The 22464-nt window shown below is 68.5% G+C and carries 18 protein-coding genes; 7 read left to right on the forward strand and 11 right to left on the reverse strand.

Going from position 1 to position 22464, the window contains the following annotated elements:
- Positions 1-159: 159 nt before the first annotated feature.
- From AB0435_RS27765 to ychF, 6 genes are all read right to left on the reverse strand, one after another.
- Positions 160-1188: a hypothetical protein gene (locus AB0435_RS27765; protein ID WP_366428213.1), complete on the reverse strand. Its 1029-nt coding sequence runs from the start codon at positions 1186-1188 to the stop codon at positions 160-162.
- On the reverse strand, positions 1185-2465 hold the full coding sequence (locus AB0435_RS27770) for a CHAT domain-containing protein (RefSeq protein ID WP_366428214.1): 1281 nt from the start codon (positions 2463-2465) through the stop codon (positions 1185-1187). The genes AB0435_RS27765 and AB0435_RS27770 overlap by 4 nt, the downstream gene beginning before the upstream one ends.
- The gene (locus AB0435_RS27775) at positions 2455-6006 is read right to left on the reverse strand and encodes a DEAD/DEAH box helicase family protein (RefSeq protein ID WP_366428215.1); all 3552 of its coding nucleotides are present in this window, start codon (positions 6004-6006) and stop codon (positions 2455-2457) included. The genes AB0435_RS27770 and AB0435_RS27775 overlap by 11 nt, the downstream gene beginning before the upstream one ends.
- Positions 6006-7244, reverse strand: coding sequence for a restriction endonuclease subunit S (locus AB0435_RS27780; RefSeq protein WP_366428221.1), 1239 nt, complete (start codon positions 7242-7244; stop codon positions 6006-6008). Before AB0435_RS27780 ends, AB0435_RS27775 begins: the two co-directional genes overlap by 1 nt.
- The gene (locus tag AB0435_RS27785) at positions 7244-8989 is read right to left on the reverse strand and encodes a class I SAM-dependent DNA methyltransferase (protein ID WP_366428216.1); all 1746 of its coding nucleotides are present in this window, start codon (positions 8987-8989) and stop codon (positions 7244-7246) included. Before AB0435_RS27785 ends, AB0435_RS27780 begins: the two co-directional genes overlap by 1 nt.
- 289 nt (positions 8990-9278) lie before the next feature.
- On the reverse strand, positions 9279-10367 hold the full coding sequence (gene ychF, locus AB0435_RS27790; protein ID WP_366004869.1) for a redox-regulated ATPase YchF: 1089 nt from the start codon (positions 10365-10367) through the stop codon (positions 9279-9281).
- A 233-nt stretch (positions 10368-10600) separates the two neighbouring features.
- Here ychF and AB0435_RS27795 point away from each other — a divergent pair, with 233 nt between their 5' ends.
- Positions 10601-11197, forward strand: a complete 597-nt coding sequence (locus AB0435_RS27795) for a DUF6542 domain-containing protein (protein WP_366004870.1) — start codon at positions 10601-10603, stop codon at positions 11195-11197.
- On the opposite strand, the gene ppgK is transcribed toward AB0435_RS27795, so the two are convergent.
- Both ppgK and AB0435_RS27805 read right to left on the reverse strand, forming a co-directional pair.
- Positions 11094-11858: a polyphosphate--glucose phosphotransferase gene (gene ppgK / locus AB0435_RS27800; protein WP_366004871.1), complete on the reverse strand. Its 765-nt coding sequence runs from the start codon at positions 11856-11858 to the stop codon at positions 11094-11096. The genes AB0435_RS27795 and ppgK overlap by 104 nt on opposite strands.
- Before the next feature lie 63 nt (positions 11859-11921).
- Positions 11922-12932, reverse strand: coding sequence for a 4-hydroxy-3-methylbut-2-enyl diphosphate reductase (locus AB0435_RS27805; RefSeq protein ID WP_366004872.1), 1011 nt, complete (start codon positions 12930-12932; stop codon positions 11922-11924).
- 98 nt (positions 12933-13030) lie between these two features.
- Here AB0435_RS27805 and AB0435_RS27810 point away from each other — a divergent pair, with 98 nt between their 5' ends.
- The 4 genes from AB0435_RS27810 to AB0435_RS27825 all read left to right on the forward strand — a co-directional run bounded on the left by AB0435_RS27810 (position 13031) and on the right by AB0435_RS27825 (position 17164).
- Positions 13031-14383 carry an APC family permease gene (locus tag AB0435_RS27810; RefSeq protein WP_366004873.1) on the forward strand — a complete coding sequence of 451 codons (1353 nt, stop codon included), beginning with the start codon at positions 13031-13033 and terminating at the stop codon, positions 14381-14383.
- Positions 14384-14715: 332 nt separating this feature from the next.
- Complete coding sequence (gene xseA, locus AB0435_RS27815) at positions 14716-15936, forward strand: exodeoxyribonuclease VII large subunit (protein ID WP_366004874.1); 1221 nt, start codon at positions 14716-14718, stop codon at positions 15934-15936.
- Between the two features lie 10 nt (positions 15937-15946).
- On the forward strand, positions 15947-16195 hold the full coding sequence (locus AB0435_RS27820) for an exodeoxyribonuclease VII small subunit (protein WP_366004875.1): 249 nt from the start codon (positions 15947-15949) through the stop codon (positions 16193-16195).
- A gap of 375 nt (positions 16196-16570) precedes the next feature.
- Positions 16571-17164, forward strand: a complete 594-nt coding sequence (locus AB0435_RS27825) for a malonic semialdehyde reductase (RefSeq protein ID WP_366004918.1) — start codon at positions 16571-16573, stop codon at positions 17162-17164.
- A 48-nt stretch (positions 17165-17212) separates the two neighbouring features.
- Here AB0435_RS27825 and AB0435_RS27830 read toward each other — a convergent pair whose 3' ends face one another.
- Entirely contained in the window at positions 17213-17764 is a 552-nt protein-coding gene (locus tag AB0435_RS27830) for a DUF4245 domain-containing protein (RefSeq protein ID WP_366428217.1), read from the reverse strand.
- Between the two features lie 224 nt (positions 17765-17988).
- On the opposite strand from AB0435_RS27830, the gene glpX reads away from it, so the two are divergent.
- Entirely contained in the window at positions 17989-19020 is a 1032-nt protein-coding gene (glpX, locus tag AB0435_RS27835; protein WP_366004877.1) for a class II fructose-bisphosphatase, read from the forward strand.
- 217 nt (positions 19021-19237) lie between these two features.
- On the opposite strand, the gene AB0435_RS27840 is transcribed toward glpX, so the two are convergent.
- Together AB0435_RS27840 and AB0435_RS27845 are read right to left on the reverse strand one after the other, a co-directional pair.
- Positions 19238-19543 carry a WhiB family transcriptional regulator gene (locus tag AB0435_RS27840; protein ID WP_366004878.1) on the reverse strand — a complete coding sequence of 102 codons (306 nt, stop codon included), beginning with the start codon at positions 19541-19543 and terminating at the stop codon, positions 19238-19240.
- A gap of 221 nt (positions 19544-19764) precedes the next feature.
- Positions 19765-20439: a DUF1707 domain-containing protein gene (locus tag AB0435_RS27845; RefSeq protein ID WP_366428218.1), complete on the reverse strand. Its 675-nt coding sequence runs from the start codon at positions 20437-20439 to the stop codon at positions 19765-19767.
- Between the two features lie 146 nt (positions 20440-20585).
- Between AB0435_RS27845 and AB0435_RS27850 the strand changes: the two genes are divergently transcribed.
- Positions 20586-22256, forward strand: coding sequence for a fumarate hydratase (locus tag AB0435_RS27850; RefSeq protein WP_366428219.1), 1671 nt, complete (start codon positions 20586-20588; stop codon positions 22254-22256).
- Positions 22257-22464 lie beyond the last annotated feature (208 nt).

A 22464-nucleotide genomic window follows, 5' to 3' on the forward strand; every position in this document is an offset into this window, starting at 1 on the left:
AACGAACCCCGTGGGGCCATTTCGAAGGGCCCGGGAGGGTCAAGGTTGAGTGAGCGGTGCCACGGTCGGCTGCGCGAGAAATAGCGGATGAGCGGTGGCGGCGTACACGGGTTGCGCGAGGGTGCAGTCCCCTGGCATTGGGGGCCTTGGACCGTCGCCTCAGCGCGAGTAGTCCGCGAGGGTGAGTAGCAGGTGTGCCGACTCAGCGCGCACGTGATCGGAATGGGCGCCTGCCGGATTGAGGTGGCGCCCGCGAACATACACGTCGGAGGCGTCGATGTTGACGAAACGGTGGTCGAGCGCGGAGTGCGGGTACCGCTCGTCGAGTGGCAACAGAGGTGTGGTGAACATGGGCGCTGGGGCCGGACCAATTCCGGAGTGTCCGATGCCGGTTTGCTGCTCGGCCCGCAGGTGCCAGAACCCCGTCGCCCGGTCGTGACGGGAGTAAGTGGCGACGACGGGGCCCCTCAGCGGAGCGCCGTCATGCACCTCGCTCGGCAGGATGTTCGGAAAGAGCGAGAGGAACGCGTCCCGGCGTGCAGCCATCTGGAATAGCAACATGCTGTCGGCGGTGAACGGGCGGGATGGCGAGTGGTCTGTCACGCTCCAGCCGAGTGTGTCATCGAGGCGGGCGTCTGCCGACCATTGGACTGCCTCGCACAGGAAGCGGCAGCCGAAGGAGTGCCCGACGAGGTGGAGGTACTGACCGTCTCGGTTGGCGAGCACAGGCGCTGCTCCAGGGTCGGCGCGCTCGGCGTCCAGATAGCCGAGGAGCCGGCCCAGGATGTGGGCGGCGTGGCCTCCTCCGTCGCGTGCGCCCATCGCGTGCGCCAGGTCCCGGATCCTGCGGTAGCCGGTGGGGGTGACCAGGCTGGAGGATGGCCAGCGCACGACGACACACCATGGGCTGAAGCCCTTGGCCGCTAGGGTCGGGTACCGGGCCGGGGCTGCCACAAGGACGTCATGCATCAGAGCCAACAGTCGCTCTGCGGTGCGGTAGGCGGAGTCGGGTGACGTCTGCCAACCATGGACATAGACGAGTATGTCCGTCGCCCAGAGAGGCGGGGCGAGACGCTCCGCGAAGTAATGGTGCAGCCAGGTCTCGGGCACAGGCTCACCCGTGTCAGCGTCGAGCAGCCAGCCCGTCGCATCCAGGTCGACGACCTCCACCGTGCCAACACGGCTCACGCCTCGCCCCCACTTGTCCGATCCAGACGAGCATCCATACCGCAGTGCAGACCATAGGCGAACCCCAGGGGATTTCGGTATCGGGCGGCGAAGTCCCGGGCCAACTCATGAGTGATCTGGCCAGCGGTCGCCGCCCCGCGCAAGTAGCGGGTGACGAACTCGAGCGCGTACTCGGCGGCAAACGCCTGCGGCATTGCGATCTGCGGCTCAAGCACGCCCTGCGCGCCGTGCTCGATGAGCATGCTCCCCAGGAACGCTCGGTCCGCACTCGCCGCAGAAACTCCCGTGTGGCAGGCGTTGAGCAGGACAAACGGTCGAAAACAACCGTGCCGATAGTTTGCCCTCAGCTCTCGTACGGTGTAGCCGTCGAAGGGGGTGCCGTCGGTGAGCTTGACGACCAGGGTCGGGGGTTCGGGAGGGTTCCCAACGAACTCTCCGTGGCACCAGAAGTACATCAACTGCTCGTCCAGCTCGGGCTTACCCAGATCGCGGACTAGCTCCTCATAGGTCGTTCGCACGGTGAACTCCGTGCCCGCCGCCAGTGCCTTCGCGACTTCATCCGCACGGGTGGCGCTGCCCACGCGGACGTCGTGGTTCAGGCTGACCGAGGTCCGCTCGTGGGTTGCTCCGGGCGGCCCGATCCACGCGTAGGCATCACCGGTGTGCTCGATCTGATGCCGATGGCCGAGGAAGCGAGTGAAGAGAACCTCCAAGGTTGGAGGCACGGTGGAATCTTCGGTTGTACACAGCAATGGCCAGGGCAGATGTAGATTGGAGTCGAACCGCACCCGCAGCCCCTCCTGGGACAAGGCCGAACGCAGTGAGTTGCGGAACATCCCGGTCAGTTCGTCGTCACCGCGCAGCAGAGTGCTAAACAGCAGTGATTCCCCGCTTCGAGCCAGATCGGCCACTATCTGGCGCAGCTCCTCCTCAGGTTCGGCACTGAGGTCCGCAGACGTTGCGTACGGGCGCCGTCGACTCTGTAGAGACCGACCCAGGTCATCGACCGGCTGGAAATCAACGAACTCCGATTTCCATCGGGCACGGAGCCGGGCCGCCGCCGCATGGACCTCATCGGGCCGGGCAAGCAGGTCAACCTTATGCTCGGTGCCGTGGAGTGCCGGAACGGCCGAGCCTGACATCCGCGCCCGGATCCGACCTTCGCCGAGGACGTCGAAGCTGACGCAGAGGTCGGGAGCCTCCGTCGTCAGGTGCGGCAGGAAGCGGAAGCCGTCGCTGGGGTCCTGAACAATGCGGGTGGTCAATTCACGGGGCATCGGTCAGGCCCTCCCCGTGCGCGGCCGCAGCTGCGGACAGATCGGACTCCACCTGCTGCAAGACGGTGCCTGTGTCGTGATGTAGCAGGGTGAACCGGATCCGGTGTGTGCCGGGCTCCAGGGCCGTGAAGCGGAACTGCTCGGATTCGGCGTCTTCAGGGTGGTACGCCATCGTGGCTGGTGTAACCTCCGCGCCGCTCAACGGCACGGCCACGATGTCCAGCGCGGGCCGCCCACCCGGGCGGGCCCAGGGATGCTGGGACTCAGCGACCAGCTTCAGTGTCACGTGTACTGGAGTCCCCACACTGGGGTTGTCGTCCAAGAGTGTCAGATGCGCTCGGCAGCGTGGCGGTGCCGAAAGCGCCGAAGGTGCCACGTCAACCGCAAGCACGCTACCGGCGGCTGCATAGGGATCGACCGCTGCTTCGTAGAAGGCATCCGCGAGGGCCACGATGATCGCGTTGATGGCCGGCCCGTCGGTGAAGAAGTAGTCAGCCATCGTGTTGTGGGCGTCCTGGTTGTCTGCGACTGCCTCAGTGACTGCCGCTTGGAAGTCCTGTGACTCCAGGAACTGCTTCTTGGAATTCACCTTGGTCTGCTGGACCAAGTTCGGGTCGGCGAGCAGCAGCTGCACGAGGCCCTGTACGAATTCCCTGACCTGGGAGGCAGCGAACGTTTCGGCACCGAAGAGGTCGTTCATCTTGTCTATGACGACCTGAAGCGCGACGTACTTCGGATCCTTCTTCGCGCCCGTGCCAGCGGCGCTGATGCCCTTCAGTTGCCCGTCGCCCACGAGCGAGATGTCGACTGCTATCGCCTTGTTGTGCTTGACCCCCACCAGCACAACGTCAGAGAGGTCCACGTCGGCTGCCCAAGCGGACTCGGCAATCACCTTCTCCAGCAGGCGCAGGAAGATCGAGAGCATCTCCATGTAGGGATCGCCGTAGTCGACGATCTGGGACATGAAGTCGTAGAGCCGTACGTAGGTGGAGACGTCCTTGCGGAACAGGTCGAGCTCCTGGAGCTTGACCTTGTCTTCCTCCTCGATCGCCCGCGCGTAGCGGCGCCGGAAGTCGTGCTGCGCCGGGCTGATCGCCGCCGAGAGAGCGTTGTTGCCTTTCCTCGTCACCCACAGTTCGGCGACCTTGCGGACATCGTCCTCGGCGTAGATCCCGGCCTGGGCAAGCTTGTTGGCCAGATGGACGACGACATACGGGTCGGTCTCGGTCTCCAGAGCCGCGTTCTTGAAGTACGGCTCGAAGGCCGTCTTGATGTCCTCGGGCTTGTTGGCGAAGTCGATGACGAAAGTCTTGCGCTTCTGCTCCCCACCAGCGGTGCGGTGGGTGCGGTTGAGGCGCGAGAGCGTCTGTACCGCGGTGACCCCGGACAACTTCTTGTCGACGTACATCGCCGAGAGCAGGGGCTGGTCGAAGCCGGTCTGGAACTTGTTGGCGACCAGCATGATCTTGTACGTATCGCCCTTGAACGCGGCCGCCAGATCAGCCCCTGCGCCCGGGTTCATGTTGGTCTCGGTGAACTCGTCGTCCTTCGACGGCTGCGGGCCCCAGTCGCTGTGCCAGGGCTCGTTCTCGGGCATCGTCACCCCGCCCGAAAAGGCAACCAGAGTGCGGTAGTTATACGAGGCGTCCTCGGCGCGGCGCTTGGCGATGTAGGCATCTATCGCCAGCTTGTACTTCACAGCGGACTTGCGCGAGTCGGTCACCACCATTGCCTTCGCCTTGCCTTCGAGGAGGTAGGCAACGTTGGCGTGGAAGTGCTCGACGACGATCTGCACCTTCTGGCTGACGTTCGTCGGGTGGAGCTGAACCCACCTCATCAGCCCCTTACGGGCGGCAGCCTCCTCGACCTCGCCTCCGTCACCGGCCTCGGCCTTGCCGGCGATCTGCAGCGCGGTGTCGTAGGACTGGTAGCCCTTGAGGACGTCGAGGATGTAGCCCTCCTCGATCGCCTGCTTCATCGAGTACAGATGAAACTCGCGCGGCTTGCCGTCGGGGCCCTTGCGGCCGAACAGTTCGAGGGTCTTGTTCTTCGGTGTCGCGGTGAACGCAAAGTAGGAGATGTTCTCCGATTCGGCCCGCTCGGTCATCTCCGAGGCCAGCACCGACTCCACATCCACATCCCCGCCCTCCTCGATCTCCTTGAGCTCCTCGGCCGTCAGTACCTGCTTCAGCTTCGAGGAGATCTGCCCCGACTGAGAGGAATGCGCCTCATCAGCGATCACGGCGAATCGCTTGCCCTTAAGGCCGGCATCGGTCCGGATCTCTTCCAGCGCGTGCGGGAAAGTCTGCACCGTCACCGCGATGATCAGCTCGCCGTTCTTCAGCGCCTGCGCCAGCAGACCCGACTTCGACTTCGCGCCGGCCTTGCGGACGTCCTCTGGACTGATCGTCGCGACAATCTTCTTGTTCCCGTCGATCTGCCGGATCGCATCCTGCAGCTGGGAGTCGAGCACGGTACGGTCCACGACCACGATGACGGAGTCGAAGACCTTCTTGTCGTCGGCATCATGCAGTCGGGCCAGTCCGTGGGCGGTCCAGGCGATGGTGTTCGTCTTTCCTGACCCGGCCGAGTGCTCGATCAAGTACCGGTGCCCGACACCCTCCTCCCTCACTGCGGCGACGATGCTCGTGACGGCCTCCCACTGGTGGAAGCGCGGGAAGAGCATGCTCGTACGCCGCACCGAGGTGCCGGTGGCGACGTCCCACTCCTCCTTGGTCTGCACGATCATCAGCCGCCCGATGACGTTCAGCCAAGCGTGCTTCTCCCAGACGCGTTCCCATAGGTACGCCGTCGCCGACCCATCGTCCGCGCCAGGCGGGTTGCCGGCACCACTGTCGAAGCCGATGTTGAACGGAAGGAAGTGGGTCTTGTCCCCCTCCAACTTCGTGGTCATGGCCGCTAGGCCGTTGGAGACCGCGAAGTGCACCAGCGCCCGGTGACCGAACGACAGCAGCGGCTCCGGGCGCCCGTTCGTCAGCGGGTTGCGGTCATGCTTGTACTGGTTGATCGCCTCGTCCAGCGACTGGGTGAAGTCGGTCTTCAGCTCCACTGTGGCCACCGGGAGCCCGTTGACGAAGAACACCAGATCGATGGTGCGCTGATCGGCTGTCGAGAAGTGCACCTGCCGCACCACTCGCACCCGCATCGACTCGTAATGCGACACGGTGGTCGAGTTGAGGGAGGTTTCGGGTCGGAACTGCGCCATCTTCAACCGGCCGCCACCGATGTACTGAACCCCGTTGCGCAGGATGTTCAGTGTCCCGCCGCCATGTTCCAGGGGCTTGTCCAACGCTGCGGTCAGCACGTCAAGGAACTTCGCCTGCGACCCCGCCGCCTTCAGCGCCTTCTCGTACGCCGTCTTCTGCGTCGCCTCCAGCCACGCGAACAGATCCGCCGGGAACAGCGCTCGCTCGCGGTCGTACTCGCCTCCGTCGTGGTCGTTCACCGAGTACAGCCAGCCGCGGGCCTCGAGGTACTCGCAGATCTCCTTCTCGAAGACCGCCTCGTTGTGGTCGGCCATCACGCCGCTCCTCGTACGTCGATCCGCCCCGTGACCGCAGCCGTAATGAGCGCTGCGCGTCGTTCCTGGGAGAGCTCGATGAACCGCTCGGTCTCGGCGATCAGCTGGTCGATCTTGGCAGTCTGTTCGTCGAGATACCCGACGATTCGGGTTTGCTCATCCGAAGGCGGAACAGCCACGGGAAAGCCGGCGAGAAGCGGTCGCCGCAGCGACTCCATAGTCACGGTGTTGCTGCCGGCGAGTGCGATCGGCCTCAGGAAGGTGGAGAGGTAGTAGTAGAAGTACCGCCCGGCGATCCCGTGGAAGTCGGTGAAAACGTAGACCCGCTGGTGGGCCTGGAATTTCCCGTCGAAGTAGTGGAAGACCTTGCCGGTCCCACCTTGCCCGTCGCCGGGGGTCATAACGGCCTCGCCGTCGAATGCGTAGGCATTCGATCGCAGAATCTCGCGCCCACGGACATAGAAGGGGTAAGCGCCGTCCTCGGTGGCATTTCCCGAGTCTTCGTCACCGGTCGTGATGGTGCAGAGATGTCGTGTCGGAACCACGTTCCACGCCGACGGAATCGAACCGAGAAATTCGCTGCCTGAGGCGCGAAGCGGCGCATCGCTGTCCAACCCGCGCAGCAGGACGGCTCGGATCGCCGATTCACGGCGCTCGCGGAGCATCTCGACCAGTCGCCGCTGCTCTTCGATGAGTGTGTCAATGCGGACCGTCTCGCGGTCGAGGTAGTCCGCGATGTCCCGCTGCCGGTCCACCGGCGGCAGCGGAATCGGAATCCTGGCAAGCTTTTCCGCCGTGAGGTGCGGCATGGAGACAACGTTGGCGTAGGCACGAATGAAGCCGCTGGCCCGCAGCGCGATCAAATAGAACGCGAGGAAGCGGCCGTCGCATTCTCCCCTGGGCCGGAGCCGGTTGATCGAGTTCTGGAATCCCCAGCCAGGAAGATCCTGGTCGACATACGCGGCCCGACCGAACCCCCCCTGCCCGCCTTCGACGACGACCACGTCGCCCGCCCGAATGCTCAACTGCTCCAGTTCGCCCGCGCGGAACCACATCTCATTCGCGTCGTCGAGGGCCAGCACGCCATCGGGCTGCACATTCGCAGCTCGCATGTAGGGCGCACGTGAGTCACTGCCCGAGTCCTTGCTCTGCAGCATCTTGCCGAGTGTGACCGTCGCGATGTTCTTGACCTGGCCCGTCCGCCACCCCTCGGGCAGGGCCTTCCAAAGAGGCCCCATCACTGCTCCACCTCGCGCAGCAGGTCGAGGATCTTGGCGACCTGCTTCTCCAGATCAGCGTCGATCTCGGCGAGCGGCCGGGGCGGGAGGTACCGGTAGAAGTGACGGGTGAAGGGGATCTCGTAGCCGACCTTGGTCTTCGCCCAGTCGATCCAGGCGTCGGGGACGTGCGGCCTCACCTCGGCGTCGAAGTACGCCTGAACGACCTCGCGCTCGGCCGCCGCGCCAGCCGTCGAGCCATTGTAACTGAAGGGCACGTTTTCGGTGTCGCGCTTCTTCGAGTCCGGCTTCGGGTTGCCCTTACGGTCGACGATCAGCTTGCCGTCGTCATCCATCAGCGGGCGTTCAACGGTGATGGTCCAGTAGCCGAACTCGTCGTTCCGCACCACCTTGGAGAGGTCGGGGTCGGCTTCCTCGAAATCGGCGTACAGCTGCACGACCTTGGCCTGGTCGGCGTCGCTGATCTCGCGGTTCTTCGATCCGAGGTTCTTGCGCATCCTGGTCCAAAACGACGTGCCGTCGATGAGTTGGACCTTGCCTTGGCGGTCGGGATGCTTGGTGTTGTCGAGGATCCAAATGTACGTGGGGATGCCGGTGTTGAAGAACATGTTGATAGGCAGCGCGACGATCGCGTCGACCAGGTCGTTCTCCAACAGCCACCTGCGGATGTTGGAGGGCCCTGACTCGGCGCCCCCGGTGAAGAGCGGGGAACCGTTCATGACGATGCCGACGCGGCCACCGCCGTCCTCGGGCGCGCGCATCTTGTGGGCCAGGTGGAGCAGGAATAGCATCTGGCCGTCAGAGGTCGCGGGCAGTCCCGGCGCGAAGCGGCCGTAGGGTCCGGCAGAGTCGCGTTCCTCTTTGACCGTCTTGGCGTACTGCTTCCAGTCCACTCCATAAGGAGGGTTAGACATGGAGAAGTCGAACTGACGCCCCTTGAAGGCGTCGTCGGTGAGCGTGTTACCAAACGCGATATTGGTCGCGTCATGGCCCTTCGCAAGCAGGTCGGACTTGCAGATGGCGTACGACTGCGGGTTGTACTCCTGGCCGTACAGGCTCAGCTTCGCCCCAGGGTTCCGCGCGAGCAAGTGCTCCTCGGCCAGGGAGAGCATGCCGCCGGTGCCGGCGGTGGGGTCGTACAGCGACCGGATGATGCCGCCCTCGGTGAGGTCGACGTCCTTCTCAGCGAAGAGCAGGTCGACCAGCAGCCGGATCGCGTCGCGCGGCGTGTAATGGTCTCCGGAGGTCTCGTTCGCGGCCTCGTTGAACTTGCGGATGATGTACTCGAACGCATCCCCCATGTCCGCGTTGGACACCACGTTGGGATGCAGGTCGAGGGCGCCGAAGGACTTGACGATCTCGCGCAGGAGCCCGGCCTTCTCCAAGGCCAGGATCTCCTTCTTGAAGTCGAAGTACTCGAACACGTCCACGTCTGCGGAGAACCGGTCGATGCAGTCAGCGAGGTTGTCCGCCAGCCCGTCCGCATCGGTCAGCAGGTTCGCGAACTCGTAGTGGGAGGTGTTGTAGAACGTGCGCCCCGTGGCCTTCTTGACCTCGACCTTGAGCCGGTTCGGATTCTCGTACCTCGCAGCCAGCTCTCGCACCATCGCACGATCGGGCTCGAGGATGCAGTCCAGCCGCCTCAGGATCGTCAGCGGGAGAATCACCGTCCCGTACTGGTTGGGGCGATAGGGACCCCGAAGCTGGTCAGCGATTGACCAGATGAAGCTACCGAGCGTGCTCACAAGTTCCTCACGAGAATCGTCTAGCAGTGCCGATCACTGTGCCAGAGCCAGCAGCCACCGTCCCACGGTTCAGGCACTCGCTAGAGCAAAACCCAGCACCGGCAGCCCGTCCGCATCCCAGCACCATCCCAGCACGGTACGGATGACCAGGGATGACGACAGGTGATGAGGGGTCAGCTATCCCAGCACCATCCCAGCACGGGAAAAAACCAAGGGCCCGACCCCGAAGAGTCGGACCCTCTCTGACCTGCATGTTTGCCAGATCAGCGACGTGGTGATATGTCACCCACTACACGTTGAAGCGGAACTCCACCACATCCCCGTCCGCCATCACATACTCCTTGCCCTCCATGCGGGCCTTGCCCGCTGCTCGGGCCTCGGTGACGGAGCCGGTGGTGACGAGGTCGTCGAAGGAGATGACCTCGGCCTTGATGAAGCCCTTCTGGAAGTCGGTGTGGATGACACCGGCCGCCTCGGGGGCCGTGGCGCCCTTCTTGATGGTCCAGGCGCGGGTCTCCTTGGGGCCTGCCGTGAGGTAGGTCTGGAGGCCCAGGGTGGCGAAGCCGACGCGGCCGAGGGTGGCCAGGCCGGGCTCCTCCTGGCCCATGGACTGGAGGAGCTCCAGCGCCTCGTCGTCGTCGAGCTCGATCAGCTCGGACTCGATCTTGGCGTTGAGGAAGATCGCCTCGGCGGGCGCCACCAGGGCGCGCTGCTCGTTCTTGAAGTCCTCGTCGACCAGCTCGTCCTCGTCGACGTTGAAGACGTAGAGGAAGGGCTTGGTGGTGAGCAGGTGCAGCTCGTGCAGGAGGTCGCCCTGCTCGGTGCCCTTGGTGATGCCGGCGGAGAAGAGCGTCTGGCCGGACTCCAGGATCGCCCGGGCGGCCTCGACGGCGGCGAGGACGGCCACCTTCTCCTTCTGGAGGCGGGACTCCTTCGTCAGGCGCGGGACCGCCTTCTCCACCGACTGGAGGTCCGCGAGGATCAGCTCGGTGTTGATGGTCTCGATGTCGTCCTTGGGCGAGACCTTGCCGTCGACGTGGACGACGTTCTCGTCCTTGAAGGCGCGGATGACCTGGCAGATCGCGTCCGACTCACGGATGTTCGCGAGGAACTTGTTGCCCAGGCCCTCGCCCTCGGAGGCGCCGCGCACGATGCCCGCGATGTCGACGAAGTCGACCGTGGCCGGGAGGATCTTCTGCGAGCCGAAGATCTCGGCGAGCTTGTCCAGCCGGGGGTCCGGGACGCCGACGACGCCCACGTTCGGCTCGATGGTGGCGAACGGGTAGTTGGCCGCCAGCACGTCGTTCTTGGTCAGGGCGTTGAACAGGGTCGACTTGCCGACATTCGGCAGACCGACGATTCCGATCGTGAGCGACACGTGGCGACTTCCCGTAGCGAGATTCCCGGGGCGGTTCCGGCAGCGGGTCGGCCGCCGCCATCCCCGGGAAGGGTGTAAAGGGTCCGCGGCCCACGGCGGGGCCGGTCAACCAGTCTACGGGTCCCCGCCGCACCACGGCCCCGGAAGGACTATCAGTCGAACGCGCGGCCAAGGTGGCCCAAACCGCGTGTCCAACGTCGGATTCCTCCCACTTCTCGACCTAGTTTGGTCGGGTGGAGCAACCCAGCACCCGTGCGCCCCAGCCCAGGATCCGTCGTACCTCCCCCGTGCCCAGGCCCGCCTCCCCCGTGGGGCAGGGCGAGAAGGCGGCGGTCCACCGCGCGCGCTCCGGGCGCGCCTCGCCCCCGCTGCGCGTCCCGGGCCCCCGCCTGACCGGCTTCGGCAGCGGCCTCCTGACCGCCCTGGCCATGCTCGCGGCCGGCGCCCTGGACTCCGTGGCGGGCCGCTCGCCCGCGGTCTACGGCGTCTTCTTCCTGGTGGCGGGCTCGGCCTGCGCCCTGTGGGTGCGGCCGGCCGACCTGATCACCGCGCCGGTGACCGCGCCCATCGCCTTCGCGGTCGGCGCGGTGCCCCTCGCCGAGGGCCCGGACAGCTTCGCGGGGCAGGCCATGGGCCTGGTCACCGTGCTGTCCCTGCACGCCGGGTGGCTCTACGCGGGCACCGCGCTCACCGCGCTGATCGCGTTCGTACGCCGCATGGTGGTGCTCAGGCAGCAACGACGGGATCGGGCGAGGCCGCGCCGGCGGCCATCGCGGCCCCTACGATCCCCGCGTTGTTCAACAGCCGAGCGGGCACGATCTCCGCGTTGACGCCCTCGATCAGCGGGAGGAACTTCTCGGCCTTCCGGCTGACGCCGCCGCCGATGACGAAGAGCTCGGGCGAGAAGAGCTTCTCCACGTGGACGAGGTACCGCTGCACCCGGCGCGCCCAGTGCGGCCAGCTCAGCTCCTCCTCTTCCTTGGCGCGGGTCGAGGCGCGCGTCTCGGCGTCGTGGCCGTTCAGCTCCAGGTGGCCCAGCTCGGTGTTGGGCACGAGCTTGCCGTCGGAGAAGACCGCGCTGCCGATGCCCGTACCGAAGGTGAGCAGGACGACCGTGCCGCGGCGGCCGCGCCCCGCGCCGTAGTACATCTCGGCGAGGCCCGCGGCGTCCGCGTCGTTCAGCACGGTCACGGGGGCGTCCAGCCGCGCGGCGAGCAGCCCGGCCGCGTCCACGCCGATCCACTCCCCGGCGACGTTGGCCGCCGTGCGCGTCGTGCCCCGGATCACCACGCCCGGGAACGTCACCCCGACCGGCCGCCCGGACCAGCCGAAGTTCGCCACGACCTCCCGGACGGTGTCGGCGACGGCGTCCGGGGTGGCCGGCCGCGGCGTGAGGAGCTTGAAACGGTCCGCGGTCAGCTCGCCCCGCGTCAGGTCGACCGGTGCGCCCTTGATGCCCGATCCGCCGATGTCCACGCCGAATACGTTCATGCCGACCACGCTAAGGGCTGGGGCCGGCACTCACCCCTCGGAACGCGGCACGGGCCGTCCGGTTCAGGACTTCTCTGAGCCGTCGCCCTCGGCCGACAGGGACGCCGCCTCCGCGCGCAGGTCGCGGCGCAGTTCCTTCGGCAGCGAGAAGGTGATCGACTCCTGGGCGGCCGTGATCGTCTCGACGTCGCCGTAGCCGCGCTCGGCGAGCCACTCCAGGACGCCCTCGACGAGGATCTCCGGGACCGAGGCGCCCGAGGTGACGCCGACCGTGGTCACGCCCTCCAGCCACGCCTCGTCGACCTCGTCGGCGAAGTCGACCAGGTGGGCGGCGCGGGCGCCCGCGCCGAGGGCGACCTCGACCAGACGGACGGAGTTGGAGGAGTTCTTCGAGCCGACGACGATGACCAGGTCGGCCTCGGCGCCCATCTGCTTGACGGCGGTCTGCCGGTTCTGCGTGGCGTAGCAGATGTCGTCGCTCGGCGGGCTGATCAGCTGCGGGAAGCGGCCCTTGAGCGCGTCGACGGTCTCCATCGTCTCGTCGACGGACAGGGTGGTCTGGGAGAGCCAGACGACCTTGGACTCGTCGCGGACGCTCACGTTCTCCACGTCGCCGGGGCCGTCGACCAGGGTGATGTGGTCGGGGGCCTCGCCGCTCGTGCCGACGACCTCCTCGTGGCCCTCGTGGCCGATGAGGAGGATGTCGTAGTCGTCGTTGGCGAAGCGGACGGCTTCCTTGTGGACCTTGGTGACCAGCGGGCAGGTCGCGTCGATGGTGGCCAGCTTGCCGCGGGCGGCCTCCTCGTGGACGACGGGGGCGACGCCGTGCGCGGAGAAGATGACGATGTTCCCCTCGGGCACCTCCTCCGTCTCCTCGACGAAGATGGCGCCCTTCTTCTCCAGCGTCTGGACCACGTACTTGTTGTGCACGATCTCGTGGCGCACATAGACGGGGGCGCCGTACTGTTCCAGGGCTTTCTCGACGGCGATCACGGCGCGGTCCACGCCCGCGCAGTAGCCACGGGGGGCGGCGAGCAGGACCTTGCGGGCGGCGGCAGCAGTCATGCACTCCATCGTACGGGCCCGCCCTCCGGGGGTGTTCCGCCGACCGGCACCGTGGCCGGAGCTGGTGCACGATGGGCGGGAGGTACGGAACGGCGAGGGGCGACTCCATGGCCACACCACCCGGCGGCGGCCGGAAGGACGCGCTGCGCCGCACGCTCTCGTTCCGGGACCTCGTCGTGTACGGCCTGCTCTTCATCGCCCCCATGGCCCCGGTCGGCATCTTCGGCACACTCGACGCGAAGGCCCACGGGGCGGTCGCGCTCGTCTATGTGGTGGCCACGGTGGCGATGGCCTTCACGGCCCTGTCGTACGCGCAGATGGTGCGGGTCGCGCCGCAGGCCGGCTCGGTCTACACCTACGCGCGCGTGGGGCTCGGCGAAGGGGCGGGGTTCATCGCCGGCTGGATGGCGATGCTCGACTATCTGCTGATCCCGGCGGTCGCGTACCTCTTCTCCGGCATCGCGATGCACGCGCTCGTGCCGGCGGTGCCGCAGTGGGTGTGGACGGCGCTCGCGGTGGTCGTGACGACGGGGCTGAATCTGTGGGGTGTGCGGGCCGCGGCGGCGGTGGGCTTCCTGGTGCTGGCCATGGAGATCGCCGTGCTGCTGGTCTTCGTCGCCTCGGCGGTCTTCGCGCTCTCGGAGCACGGCGCCCGGCGGGGGTGGCTGTCGCCGCTCACCGGGGAGGGCGGCTTCTCGGCGGGCGCGGTGTTCACCGCGGTGTCGGTGGCGGTCCTTTCCTATCTCGGCTTCGACGCGATCGCCGCGTTCGCGGAAGAGGCGGCCGGGGGCTCCGAGCGGGTCGCGCGGGCCGTGCTCACGTGTCTGGCGGTGGCGGGCCTGCTGTTCGTCCTCCAGACGTACCTCGCGGCGCTGCTCGCCCCCATGTCCCCCGCCGAGCTGGCCGCGCACCCGGCGGACCAGGGGTCGGCCTTCTACGACACGGTCGACTCGGCGACCGGTGCCTGGCTGCACGACCTGGTGGCCGCGAGCAAGGCGGTCGGCGCGGCTTTCGCCGCGCTGGCCGGGCAGGCGGCGGCGGGCCGGCTGCTGTTCGCCATGGCCCGCGACCGCCGCCTGCCGACGCTGCTGGCCAAGGTCGCCCCGGGCTCCGGCGTCCCCCGGCCCGCGCTGCTGGGCGCCGCGGCGGTGACCCTGGTCGCGGCGGTGTGGGCGGCCCGGCGCGACGACGGGCTGGACCGGCTGGTGTCGGTGGTCGACGTGGGGGCGCTGGTCGCCTTCGCGCTGCTGCACCTGTCGGTGATGGGGTGGTTCGGGGTACGGAAGCGGGGCGGCCTGCGGCCGGTGCGGCACGTGGTGGTGCCGGTGCTGGGGCTGGCGGTGGTGATCGCGGTGATCGTGAAGGCGGCGTCCACGGCGCAGTGGGTGGGCGGCGTGTGGTGTGCGGTGGGGCTGGCGGTGCTGGGGGTGCAGACGGCGCGGCGGGCGCGGGCGGGCTGAGGCCTTCCTTCCCGCAGGGCTCTCCCGCAGGCATCCTGCACACCTCCCGCACGCCTCCTGCCGGGCTCCGCCCCGGGCCCCGGCCCGCGCGGCTAGGCCGTGTCCGGCGGATCTTTGCCAGTCCGCGGGCCCGTAGCCTCCCCCGGACTCCGTCCAGAGGTGCCCCCAACGGGCTGAATTGCGCACCCACATCAGCCACATCCAGCCCGTTGGGGGCACCTCCCAGCGTTAGCTGGGGGAGATTGAGGACACCGCCGCGCAGCGGTGGTGCGGACGACGACCACCCGCAGCACCGACCACAAGATCCGCCGGACAGGCCCTAGGCTCGCTCCATGGCCCTCGATACGTCCCCCGACGCCCCGATCCCCGTCGGGCAGGTGTCCCGCCTCATCGGCGGGTGGATCGACCGGCTGGGTGCCGTCTGGGTCGAAGGGCAGATCACGCAGCTGTCCCGGCGGCCGGGCGCGGGTGTCGTGTTCCTGACCCTGCGCGACCCCTCGCACGACATCTCGCTGTCCGTCACCTGCTACCGCTCCGTGTTCGACGAGGTCGCCGACATCGTCTCGGAGGGCGCGCGGGTCGTCGTGCACGCCAAGCCCGAGTGGTACGCGCCGCGCGGCTCGCTCTCGCTGCGGGCCGCCGCGATCCGGCCGGTCGGCGTCGGCGAGTTGCTGGCGCGGCTGGAGCAGCTGAAGAAGTCGCTCGCCGCGGAGGGCCTCTTCGCCGCCGACCGCAAGCGGCCGCTGCCGTTCCTGCCGCAGCTCGTCGGGCTGGTCTGCGGGCGCGCGTCCGCCGCCGAGCGCGACGTGCTGGAGAACGCCCGGCACCGCTGGCCGGCGGTCCGCTTCGAGGTGCGCAACGTCCCGGTGCAGGGCGTGCACGCCGTGCCGCGCGTGATCGAGGCGGTGGCGGAGCTGGACGCCCACCCGGACGTGGACGTCATCGTGGTGGCGCGCGGCGGCGGCAGCGTGGAGGACCTGCTGCCGTTCTCGGACGAGCAGCTCGTGCGGGCGGTGGCCGCGTGCCGTACGCCGGTGGTCTCCGCGATCGGCCACGAGCCGGACACCCCCCTGCTCGACCTGGTCGCCGACCTCCGCGCGTCCACGCCCACGGACGCGGCGAAGCGGGTCGTGCCGGACGTGGGCGAGGAGCTGCTCCGCGTACGGCAGCTGCGGGACCGCGCGCTGCGCTGCGTCACCGGGCACCTGGAGCGCGAGGAGCGCGGGCTGGCGTCCGTACGGGCACGCCCCTGCGTGGAGCGGCCGCAGCGGATGGTGGAGGAACGGGAGGAGCAGATCGCCGCGTTCGTCGAGCGGGGGCGGCGCACGTTCGGCCACCTGCTGGACCGGGCGGACTCCGAACTGACGCACACGCACGCGCGCGTGGTCGGCCTGTCCCCGGCGGCGACACTGCGCCGTGGTTACGCGGTGCTCCAGCACGCGGACGGCTCGGTGGTGCGCGCCGCGGACGAGGTCGCGGCGGAGGAGGAACTGCGGGCACGGGTCGCGGAGGGCGAGTTCGCGGTACGGGCCGTTGTCACCCCTCCCGCTTAGGCTGGGCCGCATGGCGAAGACGGATGCGGCTGCGGGCGACACGGGCGAGAGCGTGCTGGGGTACGAGCAGGCGCGGGACGAACTGATCGAGGTCGTGCGGCGCTTGGAGGCGGGCGGGACTTCGCTGGAGGAGTCGCTGGCGCTGTGGGAGCGCGGCGAGGAGCTCGCGAAGGTGTGCCGTCGTTGGCTGGAGGGGGCGCGGGCCCGCCTTGACGCTGCGCTGGCGGCGGATTCTTCCGAGGACGCTTCGCGGGGCTGATTTTCCCGGCCCCGCCCCTTCCCGGCTGCGTCTGATGTGCGGCTCCGCCGCGTGGGGGCTCCGCCCTGGGCCCCTTGTCTGCGGGTCGGTGGGCGCCTGCGGCGGGCTTTGTTCCCCTACCCCGCCCCTTCCCGAAACTGGGGGCGGGCCCCCAGACCCCGACGCGCGGGTCCGTTGCCGCCTGCGGCGGGAGCTCCCCCAGCTACCGCTGGGAGGTGCCCCCCTGCGGGCACGTCCTCAATCGCCGGACTGGCTGAAATCAGCTCGGGCGTGAACCCCGTCACACTCCCCCAGATTTAGTTGAAAGTTAACGTACCGCGCGGCAGAGTGGTCATACCGCACACATTTCCGTACACAAGAGAAGGCGTGCCCCGAATGACCCTCGCGCTCGACCCCGCCGCCCAGGACCTGCTCTTCCGTGAGGCCCGTACGGCCAGCACCTTCTCCGACGAGCCGGTGACCGACGAGCAGATCCAGGCCATCTACGACCTGGTGAAGTACGCCCCGACCGCGTTCAACCAGACGCCGCTGCGCATCGTCCTGGTCCGCTCCGAGGAGGCCCGCGAGCGCCTGGTGGCACACATGTCGGAGGGCAACCAGCCCAAGACCCGCACCGCGCCGCTCGTCGCGATCCTCACCGCGGACAACGAGTTCCACGAGGAGCTCCCGGCCCTCTTCCCGCACTTCCCGCAGGCCAAGGACGTCTTCTTCAGCGAGCGCCCCACCCGCGAGGCGTCCGCCACGCTGAACGGCGCCCTCCAGGCCGCGTACTTCATCGTCGGCCTCCGCGCCGCCGGCCTGGCCGCGGGCCCGATGACGGGCTTCGACTTCGCCGGCGTCCAGAAGGAGTTCCTGGACGACGACCACACCCCGCTGATGATCGTCAACATCGGCAAGCCCGCCGCCGGTGACGCGCCGTTCCCGCGCTCGCCGCGCCTGGCCTACGACGAGGTCGTCACGACCATCTGACCCGACCCGCCCCGCCCGGGGCGGACCGGATCACTCCGGCCGTCGCGCTCAGGCCTTACCGGCCGTCCTGGCCTTCTCGGCCTTGAGCGCGGCGGCCATCTTCGTCAGCTGGTCCGGACCGGCGGTGCCGGTGACCACCGTCGTCACGCCGTGGTCCTCGCGCACCAGGGCGTTGTACTTCTCGCCCTCGTAGCGCAGCCAGGTGGCGTCGCCCACCTTCTCGGTGCGCTTGGTCTTCGCCGCGCCCTGCGTCACGTTGTCGATGAACGGCGCGGCGGGGGCGTCGCTCTGCTCGACCGCGACGTACTGCGTGTCGGGGTCGAGGAAGCCGAGGTGCCAGGCGGAGCCGTCCTTGCCTCCCGCGCGGTACGAGACCGAGGTCGCGCGCCAGTCGGCGTCGAGGCCCACGGGCGCGGCGACGGGGTACGGCGCGGCGCGCCGGGCCGTCTCCAGCTCCACCCGGTAATCGACGGTCCTGACGGGGTCCTTGCTGTCGTCATGCGGGATGAACACATAGCTGACCAGGGCGATCGGGACGATCACCGCCATCGCCAGCAACATGTTCCGTACGGTCTGCGCCTTAGGGTTCCTACCTGCCACGCCCCCATCGTCCCCCATGGCCGCGCGGATCTTGACGGCGGTGCTCCGCCGGAGGCCGCCGGGCGCGTCACCAGCCACCGCAGGGCGACCTTGACGCCGCTCATGCGTGGGGTGGCCTGCTCACTCTCGCAGTAAACAGATAAAGTCATCAGCACCCTCACCCTCTGCCCCCTCCGGGGGACGAGGGGTCCCACGGCCGTCGCCGTACAGAAAGGTGTGCTCCGATGACCGATCAGCACCTGTCGTCCCCGCTCGAAGTCAGCCCCGAGGCCCCCGACCGCAACCTCGCCCTGGAGCTCGTCCGGGTCACCGAGGCCGGCGCCATGGCGTCGGGCCGCTGGGTCGGGCGCGGCGACAAGAACGGCGCGGACGGCGCCGCGGTCAAGGCCATGCGCGCCCTCATCGGCACCGTCTCCATGAACGGCGTCGTCGTCATCGGCGAGGGCGAGAAGGACAACGCGCCCATGCTCTACAACGGCGAGCGCGTGGGCGACGGGACCGGCGCCGAGTGCGACGTCGCCGTGGACCCGGTGGACGGCACGACGCTGACGGCCAAGGGCATGGCCAACGCCGTCTCCGTCATGGCCGTCGCCGACCGCGGCTCGATGTTCGACCCGTCCGCGGTCTTCTACATGGACAAACTGGTCACCGGCCCCGAGGCCGCCGACTACGTCGACATCGACGCCCCGGTGGGCGTCAACATCCGCCGCGTTGCGAAGGCGAAGCACTCGTCGCCGGAGGACGTGACCGTCGTCGTCCTCGACCGCCCCCGCCACGACGGCATCGTCAAGGAGATCCGCGAGGCCGGCGCCCGCATCAAGTTCATCTCCGACGGCGACGTGGCCGGCGCCATCATGGCCGTCCGCGAGGGCACGGGCGTGGACCTGCTGCTGGGCATCGGCGGTACGCCCGAGGGCATCATCACGGCCTGCGCCATCAAGTGCCTCGGCGGCACGATCCAGGCCAAGCTGTGGCCCAAGGACGAGGAGGAGCGCGAGCGCGCGCTGGCCGCGGGCCACGACCTCGGCAAGGTCCTGCACACGGACGACCTCGTCAGCGGCGAGAACGTCTTCTTCGTCGCCACCGGCATCACGGACGGCGAGCTGCTGCGCGGGGTGCGCTACCGCGCGGAGACGGCGACCACGCAGTCCCTGGTGATGCGGTCCAAGTCGGGCACCATCCGGCAGATCGACTCCACGCACCGGCTGTCGAAGCTGCGTGCCTACAGCAGGGTCGACTTCGAGCGCCCCAGCTAGTCCTCGAGCCGGACGGGCGGGCTACCGGGTTCTGAGTGCGGGCCGGTTCGCCGCCTGCGGCGGGAACGCCCTTCGGGCACGAACGCCGGACGGGCTGGATTTCGCGAGCCGCGGCTTTGATCCTGCGGCCCGGGTGCGTGATTTCAGCCCGTCCGGCATTCGAGGCCGAACATCCGCACCCGGGCTGCCCCCTGCCTGCCCAGGTGCGGCCGAACGGTCAGCCCGCCGCGGCGACGCGCGTCGTGCGCTGCAGCTCCGCCTCGCGGCGGCGGCGCCGGGCCAGGACGACGCGGCGCTCCGCCGCGGTCAGGCCGCCCCACACGCCATAGGGCTCGGGCTGGAGCAGCGCGTGCTCCCGGCACTCGACCATCACGGGGCAGCGCGCGCAGACGCGCTTGGCGGCCTCCTCCCGGGAGAGCCGCGCGGCAGTCGGTTCCTTGGATGGTGCGAAGAAGAGCCCGGCTTCATCCCGGCGGCACACCGCCTCCGAATGCCAGGGGCCGGCCTGATCCCGAGCGGGCATCCGCTGGGACGGTACGGCGGCTTCAGGCAGGGGCTGATGCGGTAGCAGCACGGTCTACTCCTGACGACGGCTTAGCTTGGCCGATTGAGTCACCTTTGCCCGCCTCCACTGCGCACGGCCATTCGCACCGGCAGCCGTACGAGAGACGATGCACCAAGCTTTACCCGCTGTGCGCGTGCTTATTCACACCGTTGCCATGAGCGGAACGCACCGGCCCGCGATCAGGCGCCCGCCCGGAGGTTCCGCAGCCGCTTGCCCCTCTTGGGCTTGGCCTCCACCCCGCCGAAGACGGCGAAGCCCATGACGGTCACGACGGGGGCGCTCTCGTCCGGCGCCTCGCTGGACTTGACCTCGAAACCGCCGAAGATGCCGGTGCCGGTGGAGCGCAGGGTGACGTTCTCCGGCACCTTGATCTCGACTCCGCCGAAGATCGCGGTGGCGTTGATGACGATCTCCTGCTGTTCGAAGACGGCCTCCGTCAGGTCGATCTCCACGCCGCCGAACAGGGCGAAGGCGTTGATCCGGCGGGGGACGCGCCAGCGGCCGTTGCGCGCGGCGCCGCCGAAGACGGCGATGAGGTTCTCGGCGGCCCCGGCGGCCGCACCACCGGGGCGCACCGGTGCGTCGTACGGGCGCGCGGCCGCGGCGGGCGCGGGCCGGGAGGCGATGGGGAGGTCGCGGGTCAGCGGCTCCAGCTCGCCGAGGGTGCGGGCCTGATAGACCGCGCCGATCCGCTCGGCGTGCTCCTCCGCCGTGATCCTGCCCTCGCCCAGCGCCTCGCGCAGGATGTCGGCCGTCCGGTCCCGGTCGGCGTCGGAGGCGCGGAGCGCCGTTTCGGCCGGAGCGGCCTTCTCCAGCTGCACCGGGGGGCGCTTCTCGCGCGATGACTCGTCCACCCCGCCAGGGTAGCGAAACGCGATAGATCGCGACAGGGGTCGTCGCCGGTGAGCCTTACCTCACAACCGCGCACCGGGCCCCGCGTTCTACGCTTGTGGGTGCTGTCGCAGTAGCCAGCATGTCTGCCGAGTGAGGAATGGCCGCAATGCCAGAGTTTGCCTACACGGATCTTCTCCCCTTGGGCGAGGACAACACTCCGTACCGCCTGGTCACTTCGGAGGGCGTGAGCACCTTCGAGGCCGACGGCCGTACGTTCCTCAAGGTCGAGCCGGAGGCCCTGCGGAAGCTGGCCTCCGAGGCCATGCACGACATCTCGCACTACCTGCGCCCCGCGCACCTCGCGCAGCTGCGCCGCATCCTCGACGACCCCGAGGCGTCGGCCAACGACCGCTTCGTCGCGCTCGACCTGCTGAAGAACGCCAACATCGCCGCGGCCGGCGTGCTGCCGATGTGCCAGGACACCGGCACGGCGATCGTCATGGGCAAGCGCGGCCAGAACGTCCTCACCCAGGGCGGCGACGAGGAAGCGCTCTCGCACGGCATCTACGACGCCTACACCGAGCTCAACCTGCGCTACTCCCAGATGGCCCCGCTGACCATGTGGGACGAGAAGAACACCGGCTCCAACCTGCCCGCGCAGATCGAGCTGTACGCGACCGACGGCGGCGCGTACAAGTTCCTCTTCATGGCCAAGGGCGGCGGCTCGGCCAACAAGTCCTTCCTCTACCAGGAGACGAAGGCCGTCCTCAACGAGTCCTCCATGATGAAGTTCCTGGAGGAGAAGATCCGCTCCCTGGGCACCGCCGCGTGCCCGCCGTACCACCTGGCGATCGTCGTCGGCGGTACGAGCGCGGAGTACGCCCTGAAGACCGCGAAGTACGCCTCCGCGCACTACCTCGACGAGCTGCCCGAGGAGGGCTCCCCGCTCGGTCACGGCTTCCGTGACCAGGAGCTGGAGGAGAAGGTCTTCGAGCTGACGCAGAAGATCGGCATCGGCGCCCAGTTCGGCGGCAAGTACTTCTGCCACGACGTGCGCGTCGTCCGGCTGCCGCGGCACGGCGCGTCCTGCCCGGTCGCCATCGCCGTCTCCTGCTCCGCCGACCGCCAGGCCCTGGCGAAGATCACGCCGGAGGGCGTCTTCCTGGAGCAGCTGGAGACCGACCCGGCGCGCTTCCTGCCGGACACCACCGAGGAGGAGCTGACCGCGGGCGCCGGGCCCGACCTCGACGCGGTCGCCGTCGACCTCGACCGGCCGATGGACGAGATCCTCGCCGAGCTGACCAAGCACCCGGTCAAGACCCGGCTGTCGCTGACCGGCACGCTCGTCGTCGCCCGCGACATCGCCCACGCGAAGATCAAGGAACTGCTGGACGCGGGCGAGGAGATGCCCGAGTACCTCAAGAACCACCCGGTCTACTACGCGGGCCCTGCCAAGACGCCCGAGGGCTACGCGTCCGGCTCCTTCGGCCCGACGACGGCCGGCCGGATGGACGCGTACGTCGAGCAGTTCCAGGCGGCGGGCGGCTCCAAGGTCATGCTCGCCAAGGGCAACCGCTCGAAGCAGGTCACCGACGCGTGTGCGGCACATGGCGGCTTCTACCTCGGGTCGATCGGTGGTCCGGCGGCGCGGCTCGCGCAGGACTGCATCAAGAAGGTCGAGGTCCTGGAGTACGAGGAGCTCGGCATGGAGGCGGTCTGGCGGATCGAGGTCGAGGACTTCCCGGCGTTCATCGTCGTGGACGACAAGGGCAACGACTTCTTCGTGGACCCGACGCCGGCTCCCACGTTCACGAGCATTCCGGTACGGCAGGGTTAGCGGTTTTTTTCCTTACCCCAGCCCCGCCCCTTCCCGAACTGGGGCTCGCGCCCCAGACCCCCGGCTGCGGGCCGGTTCGCCGCCTGCGGCGGGAGCGTCCTGCGGCCGCGTCCTCAAACGCCGGACGGGCTGAAATCAGCCCGTCCGGCGTTTGAGGACAACGCGCGAAGCGTGTTGCAGGGGTCTGGGGCGCAGCCCCAGTTTCGGC

Source organism: Streptomyces sp. NPDC051173, assembly GCF_040689515.1.
Lineage (GTDB): Bacteria > Actinomycetota > Actinomycetes > Streptomycetales > Streptomycetaceae > Streptomyces.

Excerpts from the sequence above, each read along its gene's own strand:
- AB0435_RS27770 (WP_366428214.1), bottom strand. The coding sequence starts at position 2,465 with ATGCCCCGTGAATTGACCACCCGCATTGTTCAGGACCCCAGCGACGGC.
- AB0435_RS27775 (WP_366428215.1), bottom strand. The coding sequence starts at position 6,006 with ATGGCCGACCACAACGAGGCGGTCTTCGAGAAGGAGATCTGCGAGTAC.
- AB0435_RS27780 (WP_366428221.1), bottom strand. The coding sequence starts at position 7,244 with ATGGGGCCTCTTTGGAAGGCCCTGCCCGAGGGGTGGCGGACGGGCCAG.
- ppgK (WP_366004871.1), bottom strand. The coding sequence starts at position 11,858 with ATGAACGTATTCGGCGTGGACATCGGCGGATCGGGCATCAAGGGCGCA.
- AB0435_RS27805 (WP_366004872.1), bottom strand. The coding sequence starts at position 12,932 with ATGGAGTGCATGACTGCTGCCGCCGCCCGCAAGGTCCTGCTCGCCGCC.
- AB0435_RS27810 (WP_366004873.1), top strand. The coding sequence starts at position 13,031 with ATGGCCACACCACCCGGCGGCGGCCGGAAGGACGCGCTGCGCCGCACG.
- xseA (WP_366004874.1), top strand. The coding sequence starts at position 14,716 with ATGGCCCTCGATACGTCCCCCGACGCCCCGATCCCCGTCGGGCAGGTG.
- AB0435_RS27820 (WP_366004875.1), top strand. The coding sequence starts at position 15,947 with ATGGCGAAGACGGATGCGGCTGCGGGCGACACGGGCGAGAGCGTGCTG.
- AB0435_RS27825 (WP_366004918.1), top strand. The coding sequence starts at position 16,571 with ATGACCCTCGCGCTCGACCCCGCCGCCCAGGACCTGCTCTTCCGTGAG.
- glpX (WP_366004877.1), top strand. The coding sequence starts at position 17,989 with ATGACCGATCAGCACCTGTCGTCCCCGCTCGAAGTCAGCCCCGAGGCC.
- AB0435_RS27840 (WP_366004878.1), bottom strand. The coding sequence starts at position 19,543 with ATGCCCGCTCGGGATCAGGCCGGCCCCTGGCATTCGGAGGCGGTGTGC.
- AB0435_RS27850 (WP_366428219.1), top strand. The coding sequence starts at position 20,586 with ATGCCAGAGTTTGCCTACACGGATCTTCTCCCCTTGGGCGAGGACAAC.